We start from the raw sequence: 11,852 nt of genomic DNA, 5'->3' as shown, positions 1-11,852 counted from the left end.
TAGTTGGAATTGGGATTGGCATGACAGTTTCTGCTTATAGTAGCCAGGGCAAGTTGAGCGATGAAGTCACCGTAAATCTAGAAAACATTCGGACTCAGATCGAGCCAGATAAAGTAGAGGCACGGTCATTCTGGTCACGCGCCGACATGCATCTCACCATCGCCAAACAAGCCCGTGATGCCAAGCAAATTGCAGCCGCCCAAACCGCACTCGAACACGCCAAAACAGTGTGGCATCAGTGGCTTCAGCAACGCCCCAACTAGCTGATTCAGTTTCGCTATTACGATAATCTGCGCCAACGATTAGATCAAGACGATCTCAAAGTAACCGCTGCTTTATATATCCAGGCGATCGCTCGTGATCTAGAAGAAGTATTACAAAGTGCTCCTGACCTTTCAATCCCAGATGAATTACAACACCATCTAGATCGACTGTCGCAACAACTCAATCGTTACATCTTATTGACTATGCAGTTAGAGAAACTAAAAAGCTTAGTTGCTGTTGTAGAAAGTGAACAACGATATGAATGGGAAGACAAAGCAGAAGAATTGACACAGCGATCGCAGATGCTCTTGCCTGCACAGGACACTGAACTACAAGCATTACAAAATGAATTAAATACCAGCATTGAAACAGTGAGAGTATTAGGTGCTCAGACATCTGCCATATTCAAAAGTGTTGATGGAAGCACTACACCAGGTCTGGTAATCCAAGCACCATCCGTACAAGCTACCCATCAACCAATTCTAGGCTGGGGGCAGTCCTGGAGCGCGATCGCTAGCCTTTGGCAAACAGCAAATGGTCGCCTTCAGCTATTCTATCTATCCAGTTATCTAATCTCATTTACCGTTCTAGCAGGTGGTGGATTTAATCAACTCTATTGGACAAAACCCACGTTTGGAGCCAATGGATGGGGCGATTATTTCGCCTTATTGGCACTAGGATTTGGGGCAGAAGCCACTCGCAATGTAGTCACTCAGGTGGCAAGTAAAACAGATGAATCAACAAAATAATTGGAAATTCAACCGCTCATTAACACAACCTTGAAACCACAGTAACCGTGGATGCTTCCATCGTTTCAAATTGAGAGAAACAATTAATAGAGTTGTTGGGTAATAAGCTCAAAAATCCTTGAAACCCATGCCTAGCAAGCATTTCAGCGATCTTTGAATAAAATCCTTGAAACCCAGTCTGTATAAGCATTTCAACGATTTTGATCATTATTTCCCAATAGGTCTAATGTAATAGCTCGAAGTGCCAATTGGCTACGAGAACAGCAAGGCAATAACTCCATGCTATCTGCTACTCATCAATTGCGGGCACGGGAGAAGACACAGTTAACATCAAACTCTCATCTACCTACTATGACTAACCAGCTTCTCTAAACTGTTGGCAATCGCTGTAAGAACACTTGCAGATCTGCTGATCGGATCTCGATAGGCTAATTTTACTCAAGCCCTCTACGAATAGCTTCCGCATCTGATTCAGGTAGTACAATATGACGATCGCCTATCATAACTACTGCTCCAGATGTATTACCACCAAGTGCTACAGATTGATTGCTTATTTGAAGAGTAATATACCCTGCCCAAATGGCTCCTATTAAAGTCTGTAGACATCTTCAGCAATGCATTCATTCAACTGAATACAATTAAGATTTTTTATAATGAGGTTTTTTATGGAGGAGATCTAAGTTCCTCTAAAGCCTTTTTTGCAATTTGCCGAACGCGCTCCTTGGTAATGTCAAATATCTGACCAATTTCATCCCAAGTATACTTTCGTCCACCATTTAAACCATAATATAACTTTAAAATATCTCTTTCGCGAGGAGTGAGAGTGCTTGTATCGTTGACTAGGGTACTTGCTTCTGCTTCCGAAAGCTCATCATCAAGAACTTCTAGAAACTTACTCGGTAAAGTGATATCTAATCGAGTTTGTAAAGCTTCAATTACTTCTTCTGCACTTTTAGTCCCAAAGCTCCTAATTTCTAGTAAATCCTTTCGTGTATAGTCCAGTAAATCAGCTACTGAATGAATTTGTGCTCTTTTCAAGGCGTTGTAAACTCGACCAGTAAGTTGAAGTTCTTCGATAGGAATTTGATTAGTCAGATCTTCTTCTAAAGAATCTTCATTACTGTTTTTAAGGTTAAGGATGGAAGAATCGGATGGTTCTTCTCTGGATCGCGACTTTCCTGAGGGTCTTGCCCAATCAATTCCAAGGCGTTTTTTTAAAGCTTTGATTACTTCTTCTTGAGATTTAAGACCAAAACCATTTATTTCCAGCAGATCTTCTGGAGCAAATTCCAATAGATCTCCTACTGAATGAATTAGAGCACGTTTAAGACAATTATAAGCACGTACTGAAAGCCATAACTCCTCAATTGGAATTTTGTAAAATGCATGTTCGTTATCTGATGTATTGAGAGAATCTGAACTAGATTGGTTTTTAAGTGCAGTAGTCATCTCAATAAATGGCAATGGTCTTGGTCGCCAGTTTGTTTCCCTAACAACCTTTAATACTTTTGGTAAAAAGTCCTTCAGTTTTTGTTTCAACTCTTTAGTTCCGGTTGCTGCAACAACTTCATATCCTCGTAAAAGTGAGGGAAGATCTTGCTCTTGGCGTACCAGAAGTATTTTTGGGATTTTGTATTGAAACAACTTTTCTAAGGCGATGCTAATTCCGATCGCCACAAACGTCTCGACTGAAGTTGTAGGTGAAATATGATAGATAGCGAATGGGGTCGATCGCACTGTTTGACAATGGCTACATAGCAGAAATTGATAGCCATCTACAAACGATCGCTCATCCAGGTAGCTAAATTCTAAGTCGCTGTAGCGGCTGAAGATCTCCTCAAATGCGCCTCGGATTTCGTCACATTCGGATTGGCAATAGTTGGGATGCTGTTTATCCAAACCATCAGCGATGTGGCAATGCAGGGTTTTCTGTCCCCACTGTTGAGAGCAGGGATGCTGTTCGCGGAAGGAGCAAACGCGATTGCCAAAGATGCAGAAGCGGTTTAGCCAATCGCGATCCGGAGGCACATCCAACCATTGGGGAAGTCGTTTTTCTAGTTCCTTTTTCAGGGTGATGTCGCCTGTGAATTCGATTGTTTCAATGCCTTGTAGACAGGCAGGTAGGGGTAAGTTTTTGTTGCTGCTGTGGCAAATCAGGAGAGTGGGGCGGTTGAGGGCAATGGCGATACCCAGTTCAATGAACACGTTGCGCGGAAGTTGCCAATTTCCTTGCTTGTCTTGCCAACTGGAGATGTCGTAAATGCCGTAGCGAGAGTTGGCGATTAGCTCAACCACTTTGTCGCGCAGCGGTTGGGTTGGGTCAAAGTGATCCGCTGCATACCAGGGTTCCAGGTTAAATGTTGGCAGGATGGCAGCACAGGCACTCTTGAGATCTTCACTCCACTCAGCCCCAAGCGAATGGGCTACGAAGCACGTTTGGCGATCGTAGTTGATATGTTCGATGCTTAAATTACCAATGTCTATCACTTCAAAGGATTAGGAGAGCAAATATAATAATTCTGCGAAGTCATAGATTAATAGGATTCAGTATCTAACAAAGCTTGGATTAACTATGCCCAGATTCAAAGGGCTTAACAATCAATCTTACTCCTTGAATACCGACAACAATTACCTTTTCCCCAACTTTAATAGTTGTGTTATCGTAACCCTGATCTAACATCGCAAACCAAGAAGTCGCCTGGTATGTTACTCTTCCTGCACTGATAGAAGTAATAGTCATCTCTACTATTGCTATGCCTATTGAATCCGATGGATTATTGGTTTTTGTGTTACGTAGTCCTCCAAAGAGAAAGGAACTTCTTTCCTGTCTCTGACTGAATTTCTGTCGAAGTTTAGGAAAATCAAAAGGAGGTTTAAAGTCATAAGCTGGGACAAGAGCTATATTTAGAAGATTATAAGCAGTTTCTGGGATCTTCTTCTTTGTCTTACGCTCATATGCATCCTGCCCTGCATACATAATAGATTCTAGTTGACAAGCATCTTTTTCATTGACTTCTATAACTTCACCTAATATCTCTGGATCTTTCAAAACATTAGAAAAAACAGTTTCACCTTGAGCAATTAGCCAGGCACGGAAATAATCAAAACCATCGTCAGAGCAAAATGTAATAATATTTGCAGCATCCCAAAGATAATTAAGATGCGATTGATGGTGGAGTGTATGAAAAAATCTTTGGAACTCTATGATTTCGACAGATGAGAGAGCCGCAAGATTTCGAGTAAGTATTTCAACTTGAAGTTCGTTATTATTTTTGCTTTCCCGCTTTGCCGCTTCAATCAAACCCCAAAATCTTGAAACAGTCATAGTTTGAGATTCTGTGTTGTTACCACATAATAAACTTTCTTGTATAAAAGGCTCATTCTCTAAGAAAGGTAAGGGTTGATATTTCCATTTCGCCTGTCGAATTTTATTTATTACTGTAGGGATGAAGGCTTGTAATTGTTTTTTCTTTGTTTGATCATTGTGAGCAACAATAACTTCATAGCCAATTAATAATGAGGGAATATTTAGTGCGTCTTCTACAATCAAAAATTTAGGAATTTTGTATTTGAATTGCATTTCTAGTGCAAGACTAATTCCAAGCGAGATGAACGTCTCTACGGGAGTTTGGGGCGTGATTCGATAAATCGCTAGTGGTGATAAACGAGTAATTTGACATTGGTTACAAAGTAGAAAGTTATAGCCTTGTCTCAATGACAGAGAATCTAAATAAGCATATTTAACATCATTAAACCGTTCCAAAATATCTTCAACAATGCTACGGAAATCAAGGCTATACGCATCTGCTCCATCCGAAACGACACAGTTTAGTTGCCTTATTTCAGGTTGCATAACCTTAGGATGTGACTCTCGATAATCACAAACCTGACCACCAAAAGTACAGTAACGGTTCCACCAAGCGGTTTCGGGCAATATGTTAATCCATCTAGGAAGATGCTCTGCAAGAACCTTTCTCAATGTCCTCGTACCGCTGAATTCTATGATTTGGTCACCGAGGCACTGCAACCCTTTTGGTAATAGTAGTTCTTGGTTACTCACATGACGTAATAGTAGAATGGGCCGATTCAAGGCTATGGCAATGCCCAATTCAATCATCACATTTTGGGGCATTTGCCAGGGACTGCGCTCATTTTGCCGCCAGCAGGAGATGTCGTAGATGCCATAGCGGGCATTAGCAATCAGTTCCAGCACTTTCTGTTGCAGTGACATATCTGCCGCAAAATGCTTGCGGGCGCAATCCACCTCAAGATTGTATTCTGGTTGACTCAACACCTCCTCACAGGCACTCAGCAAATCAACCGACCAGTGCGCTTGTTCACTGTAGGCAACAAAGCACTTTTGGCGAGCGTAGGTCTGGTATTGCGGGCGCAGTCCACCGATGGCATCTTCCGTCATTCGCTTAGCCTCCCTGCAAACGCTGAAGATGGGTTTGGGTCAACGCTTGAATCTCAGCTCCATGCTGATTCAGAAAATGCTCAAAAAACTGCCTCACCGCTCCATCCAGCACCACCCCATAGGACTGAGTTCCCTCTGCCTCATACAGTTGCTGCTGAATCTGCTGGTCTATCGTCTGAGTTTGCATGGCCTGCGTAAATTGAAACTGCCGATCCAGATCTCCTAACAACCGAGACATCTCCAACCGTTGCGACATCCCTTCCCACAGATAGCTCAACAAAAGCTGCTCAAACCGTTGACCAATCTCTTGCCGCATATCCATACTGACGGGTAGAAACTTGGTTGGAATCTGCAACACCTGTAATTGCGCCAGCACCCAGGCAGACAATTCCTCCGGCATCATCCCCACCAAACGGGTTGGAATTTCCCCTGAGTCATCTGTCTTCCCCAAGCTTAAATCAATGATTCGGCTTTCATCCAGATGCCGATCGCTCAACCAACCTCGCATCTGTTCAAACGTCGCCAAGCTTTGGCTATCCCCATCTCGCAAAACCAGAATCGGCACCTCACTGCCAACCACACATTGAATCAAAGCAGCTTGCAGTGCCTCCAGCCTGGGTGCAGTCCGTAGCAATGCCATGTCCATCCGACACAGCCAGCCATTTTCGATGATCACGGGTTCCAGAGCTGGTACCTGGACAACCAAAATTTTGTTCACATGGTTGCGGGTCAGAATGTCTTGCGAAACATGCTCAGCCTGAATCGAAAAATAGCGATCGGGATGCCCCGGCAATACCAGCACCCCCTCCGCCGGACGGGCAACTCGCTGAGTCAGCACCGCATTCTGGCTCTGGTAGCGAGTAATGTAAGTTCGCAATCGTTCTGAAGCGTCGGCTGTCTGTAACCACTCAGCAAAGCTGGCTTCCTGGCTCAATCGGGTTCGCAGCTTTTCCAGCAGTTGGTCAAACACAAACCGCTCATTCTCTTTTAGCCCCTCCACAATCTCAGCCAATGCCTGAAAGATCGTCTGCTCCAGTTGCAACTCCTGCTCTTCTCGCGCCTGGTTAAACGATCGCAACAATCGATCCAGCACCTCCCCCATCACCTGCTTAAACGGCAGATGGTTAATCTCCGTTTTGCTAAACTCCCCCGATTCAATGTTGGGGCAAATCAAATGAAGGAACACCACCACGGGAGTCTCTTCGTCTATTCCGTAAGCATCCAGAAACTCCCGCAATCCCACAACTGCCCGTTCCGGTTGAATTGGCGCAAACAATCGACGACGCAGAAACGGGTCATCGTAGGTAGGCGTGAAGTTGAGGGCAGTCCAGATCTCCCGTGTGCCTGCTTGCAAAGGCGCGATCGCCGCCTCAATCACAAAGGGAATGCTGGGTTCTTCTCCCGTATCCCTGGCAATGTCATAAAACACCTCCTCATCCAGCGGCAAAACCTCTGTCAGTGTTGTCCGAATATGCTCTTTCCCAATCCGTCCCAAGAGCAGAGAGTCAAAGGATGGACTGAGACGACACATAATCTGATAGAGCTGCTTCGCGCCCATCCCCTCAAAGTCTTCAACCGCAAGCCTGGGTTGTCCAAATTCTTGAAGAACGGTTGTGATTAAAGCCGTCTGATTATCAGAACCCGCATGGTTAAAGCCGTTAAAATATGAGCCGATTGACTCAACCGATAGATCAGCCACATTCTCATCACTTTGCTTGCGGTAAAGCGCCCCCAGCAAATCCTGAAATGCTGTGAGCGAATACCACTGGATTGGTGCAACACCCCGAAACTTAGTCAGCCAGCTTGAATTTGCCTCGTAGTGAACTGACCATTCCTCCTCCCCCACCTCTACTGCCCAATCAAACTCAACATGAGGATTACACAGATGGTACTGTTCCGCCAACCGCTGCAATTCTGACAGGGTTCGGGGCTTTTCTTGCTCAAAGTAGTCCAGCGCCACTCGAATAGTTGTGCCCTCGCTCTTTTTATATGGCTTGCTTGGACAGTTAAACTGAATCGTTTGCTGAGTGGTATCGACCTGGTAAGTCGGCAGATACTCCATGCTCTCACAAATGATCGAAAGCGGTTTCTGGTCTGGACTCCAATCGCTAGCCACCCGATTGCGTAACGCATAAGGAATCCCCAGCAGCGTCTTCAGCGCATTGCCCAGAGCACCTCGCGTCAGCCCTTTGATAAAGGCTTTGCGGGAGGTATACTGCTGGGTGGCAAAGATTTCGGGAATCAGGTCGGCGGGAAAGACTGAACGGTTGCTCACCTCTACAAACAGTTGCTTGGTAGCATATTCAAGCCGGATCTTGACACCAGGAGTTTGTTGAGGATCGCTGCGCCACTGACCTTCATCCGCATCCAGAGCGTTATCAATCAGTTCCTTCACAATATAGAGATCCCACTCATGTGCAGAGCGTCCCGTCGTGCGACTCAATCGATCCAGTCGCACAAAATCAAATTCACGGTTGAATGAGAATGCCTCTGACATCGGCGTTTACCTGGCGTGCCTGTTAAAGAACTCCTGATGCCTGGGAATGAACTGCTGTTGCAAAGCAACGAAGTTTGGAAATTGATACATGCCCATACCGCGCAAATCCAGAGGAACGTCTCGATTCGATCGATGCACCATTAAAAACGGTCGGTTCAGTCCAATACTAATGCCCACAGCCAGAAAGGTTGTGGGTGAGCAATTCTCGTCAACTCGATAGATCGCAAAGCGAGATGTCTGAATGGACTGAACCAGTTGATCCAACACCCAACCACAGGTCTCCGCGTTTTTGAGTTGGTCGGTCAGGGACACTGCCTCCAGGTGAGAGAGGGAACCCTGCAATGCTTCCATGATACTCCCTTCAAAATCCTCATCCTCAATCAATCCACCTGCTGCAATCAAGTATTTTGGCTGGCTCCCAGCTTGTGGCAAATCAGCAATAAAATGAACAACCCCAAAATCATATTCCTCGATCTGCCCTGCCAACTCTCGTCGCATCGTGCGAAATAAGCCACCCTTAGCATAGCGACTTAACCCTTCCAGTACCCCCGGAATTTTAGCCTCATAATGCTGAATCAGAAAGAAAGGTGCCCCTAATCCGATCGCAATCCCCAACTCTAGATACACATTTCGATCCTGTAAAGGTGGCAGCAGGAACATGCTGAACCGCGATGTATAGATTTGTTCACAGATCCCGCACAGTCGGAATCCACTGAGCAAGGTATCTCCCGAAAAGTAGGGCTGGAGCGTGCTGTTATCATCGCTAGCCTGCGCCAATCCTTCCACTAAAGCTTGCCGCCAGTCTGCCAGCAAGTCAGAAGTGAATCCATGAGAGACAAAATACTGATTCGGTTTAGCTGATAATAACCGTCCCTTACACAATCCCTTCTCAAACAGAGCAGGAGTCGGTTGCAGTCGAGCCTGAATCACTTGTAACGATTGATCGGAACTGATCAATCCAGTTGCGTTCATTTCGTCAGTGAGGGCGATCGCCAACTGTTGCTGTCCTTGTTGATAAGCAGCATTCAGACTTTGAGGAGATAACCGATTTGCTTGTATCTCAGTAATGTATTGCCGAAACCGCTGCTCACTAGCTCGAATTTCGGCAACTAGAGTTTCATTTTGGTTGAGCAGTTCCAATAAAACCACAACTTGAGGCAAACTCAGTTGTTCTCGCAGCACTTGGCGATAGCAGCTTATGAAATCTTCAATAATTCGTCTGGAATTCAAGCCCTGTTCCTGAATTCGCTGCTTACCCTTATCGTAAATGCTGACATGCTGCTCAAAAGCTTGCTGAATCTTAGACCAATCGATCGCCTGACGTTCTAGAATGTACCCTCCGACCTGCCGAGTTACTTCTGCATCCAGGAAAAAGTTGTCAATACCTAGCAAATTCCTTTCAGGATACTTGTTGAAGTACAAGTCCAACGCTTTCCACAAAACTTCACGTAGACGGTCATACAAATTAGGCTCAATCAACCCTGCCCATTTCAAAGCCTGCCCAGCTAGCGTACCGTCAAGTGACTGAGCATGGTGCTTGAGAATATCCGAAGCAATATTTGTCAGAATACCAGCGGTGATGGGAATTGCAGTAAAAGGCTCAGGAATCATCATTGTTTTTGAAGTTGAATCAGGGGGATTGTCGGAAGAGGAACTGGGCTTTTGCAAAACAGCTTCCAGTCTATCTAGTTCATCTAAGAGATGAGATAATTGTGCTTCCTCATCAATCAGTTGTTTCTCTAATTGAAATTTAACTGCTGCTCCAGCTTCGATCGCTAAAGCTTCTCGCAGACGTTTTGCCTTCTCACTCCGCAACTGCCACTCCGATTGCAACGTGTCCCATCGTTTCTTCAATCGTTGTTGTTGCCCTGAACGCAAGCCAGGGGTTTCAGGCTCTGGTTCTGTCAGCTTTTCTTGCGCCATTGCCAAAACAGCTTGGATAGTTTGGGCATCTGCGCCATAAATAACAATGTTGCGATCGCCTGTTACAATCACTGCATCATTTGCATTGCCACCCAATGAAACGGCTTCGTCTCCGGTCGCCAGAGTTGCATTACCAGCGGCGATCGCAGCTACTAATTGTTGGATCTCCATTTCAGAAAGCTTATTTCCAACCAGTCGTCTGACAATTGCTTCCAGTGCTTCCGGCATTGTGTGACGTTCCTAGCTCATGGTCTGAGTCCCCAAGCCCCAACTTATCCATTCGCACTCCCATAAAAGTGAAAATGTGAGTGATTGAGTGTATCTCTTAAGATCTGAGATTTTCTCGTTATAACTTAATCTGAGTCTTTCATCCCAATTTTTCCCAAGAGATTTAAGAATGCAGCGATCACTATGACTAACTCATTCGGCTTACAAAAATAGACGCTGCTTCATAAAACTCTCCCTTAGATTGCAGATGATACCCCCCCAACAACAACCCCAACCACACCTTTATTAAAGGCATCTCTAAGGATTGCTGAAGTTCTAACAATGAAATAGTGGGTTCAAGCTGTTGATTGAGTGCTTCATGAATTGCTCCAATCCAAGCAGAGACACCTTCATCATGAGCGATCGCCAATACTTTTGCATAGGCTGTGGTTTCACTTTCCTGCTGTTGCTGTTCCAAAACCTGCAACAATACTGCCTTATCGACTTCTCCTACCAGAGACTGATTCTTTTCATCGTTATATTGAAGCTGACGACAGGGCAACACTCTAGGGAGCGGCAGCAAGGGTTGAATAAATTGCTCAAAATCTACCTTCATAGTTTGTCGCACATAGCGTTCAAACGCATCCTCCGGCATCACTGAGCCCTCTGCATTAGCAAAGGTCTGTAAATCTTCAAAGATGAATTGGGAATGGTCATGAAACATTTGACTAATCTGAGCGATCGCCTCTCCTGCTACCTGTAACTGTGCCATCGTGTCGAGTTTGTCCAGCGTTTCATCCAACACATGTAATAGGTGTCTCAACTCAATAGACTGAGGCGCGATCGCTGCCTGCTTCAACACTGTCCACAATGGCAATTCTAAGGGCTCGATTGGTTGCATAGAGTGCTCTCAAGGCTGCAAGGGACAGGGACGAATACGACACAACTCTGGATCAAGCCGAATCTGGCTAGCAAACTTCTGAATTCCATACCGCTCTTCCAGCAAGCTCAGCATCTTACTCACATAAGCATGAACTTGACTAGGCACCATACCCATACAATGAATCGGTGGCACCATCGCCACCTTCTCCTGTCCTTGCCAAATTTCTGCCCCAATGGCATGAACAGGCGTTTCTCCTCCACTGCTGCGATACACTACCAACACAGCAAACACTAACTGCGCCAGCGGCTCAAATGGAACAGAAATTGTTTCAATCTGCGTCTCTTGCCGTTTTCGATTGCGGGTTTGCTGAATGCGATCGCGATGTCGTCCATAGGATCGACGACTATAACACACTGCCGGATTCCAGCAACCATCACCATCCGAGCCGTGTAAGACTTGTGCCTGTTCTGCCGATAGCGTGGCGCATTTACGACATTTTTCTGGGATGGCTCTAGGCATCCAACACCTCACACAGAAACTAGCATTCCATTCAACCCTACCTGGTGCTCAAAAGATGGAACTGGCAACAGCAACAATCAGGTTAGTCTAGGTCACGCTTCATGCTAAAGACAGAAGCCGTCGTGTTGCTTTCTAGCACTGACATCATCTTGATTGTACTCTAATCGGCTTGGCAATATTAATTTTGTCTTAGACTAGTCATATCCCAAATAACATAACTTATTTGGGACGTAAATTAAACTAACGCATACGATTACTCTTTATGCCATCATTTCCCCGTTTGTTTTAGATCTTTTACTGTAGTGGTGTGCAAGTTCGTTAAGTACAGAAACGTTATTGTGGGGCGCGGAGCGCCCCACAATAACGTACTGAATCAACCCGCACAGCACTGTA

The 11,852-nt window shown here is 45.2% G+C and carries 7 protein-coding genes and 3 pseudogenes; 2 read left to right on the top strand and 8 right to left on the bottom strand.

Features of this window, described 5'->3' with window-relative positions; translation table 11 throughout:
• Both ACR6Z4_RS21640 and ACR6Z4_RS21635 read left to right on the top strand, forming a co-directional pair.
• The coding region (locus ACR6Z4_RS21640) for a hypothetical protein (protein ID WP_479719399.1) at positions 1 to 263 on the top strand (263 nt) is incomplete at its 5' end.
• A gap of 204 nt (positions 264 to 467) precedes the next feature.
• A complete protein-coding gene (locus tag ACR6Z4_RS21635; RefSeq protein WP_479719398.1) occupies positions 468 to 1,013 on the top strand; it encodes a hypothetical protein in 546 nt (181 codons plus the stop codon).
• Between the two features lie 663 nt (positions 1,014 to 1,676).
• On the opposite strand, the pseudogene ACR6Z4_RS21630 reads toward ACR6Z4_RS21635, so the two are convergent.
• From ACR6Z4_RS21630 to ACR6Z4_RS21595, 8 genes and pseudogenes are all read right to left on the bottom strand, one after another.
• Positions 1,677 to 1,826: pseudogene (locus ACR6Z4_RS21630) on the bottom strand (sigma factor-like helix-turn-helix DNA-binding protein); the annotation flags it as partial.
• A gap of 78 nt (positions 1,827 to 1,904) precedes the next feature.
• Positions 1,905 to 2,114, bottom strand: a pseudogene (locus ACR6Z4_RS21625) (DNA-directed RNA polymerase subunit alpha C-terminal domain-containing protein); the annotation flags it as partial.
• 96 nt (positions 2,115 to 2,210) lie between these two features.
• A pseudogene (locus ACR6Z4_RS21620) lies at positions 2,211 to 2,390 on the bottom strand (DNA-directed RNA polymerase subunit alpha C-terminal domain-containing protein); the annotation flags it as partial.
• A gap of 1,189 nt (positions 2,391 to 3,579) precedes the next feature.
• Positions 3,580 to 5,430: a DUF4240 domain-containing protein gene (locus ACR6Z4_RS21615; protein ID WP_479719397.1), complete on the bottom strand. Its 1,851-nt coding sequence runs from the start codon at positions 5,428 to 5,430 to the stop codon at positions 3,580 to 3,582.
• Between the two features lie 4 nt (positions 5,431 to 5,434).
• Positions 5,435 to 7,927 carry an ATP-binding protein gene (locus ACR6Z4_RS21610; protein WP_479719396.1) on the bottom strand — a complete coding sequence of 831 codons (2,493 nt, stop codon included), beginning with the start codon at positions 7,925 to 7,927 and terminating at the stop codon, positions 5,435 to 5,437.
• Positions 7,928 to 7,933: 6 nt separating this feature from the next.
• The gene (locus ACR6Z4_RS21605) at positions 7,934 to 10,078 is read right to left on the bottom strand and encodes a PspA/IM30 family protein (protein WP_479719395.1); all 2,145 of its coding nucleotides are present in this window, start codon (positions 10,076 to 10,078) and stop codon (positions 7,934 to 7,936) included.
• A gap of 187 nt (positions 10,079 to 10,265) precedes the next feature.
• Positions 10,266 to 10,958, bottom strand: coding sequence for a hypothetical protein (locus tag ACR6Z4_RS21600; protein WP_479719394.1), 693 nt, complete (start codon positions 10,956 to 10,958; stop codon positions 10,266 to 10,268).
• A 9-nt stretch (positions 10,959 to 10,967) separates the two neighbouring features.
• Positions 10,968 to 11,459: a hypothetical protein gene (locus ACR6Z4_RS21595; protein WP_479719393.1), complete on the bottom strand. Its 492-nt coding sequence runs from the start codon at positions 11,457 to 11,459 to the stop codon at positions 10,968 to 10,970.
• Between the last annotated feature and the right edge of the window lie 393 nt (positions 11,460 to 11,852).

The organism is Calyptranema fuscum S582, from assembly GCF_055793305.1.
The sequence above is the reverse complement of the archived record's forward strand: the minus strand, read 5'-3'. Positions and strand labels throughout refer to the sequence as shown.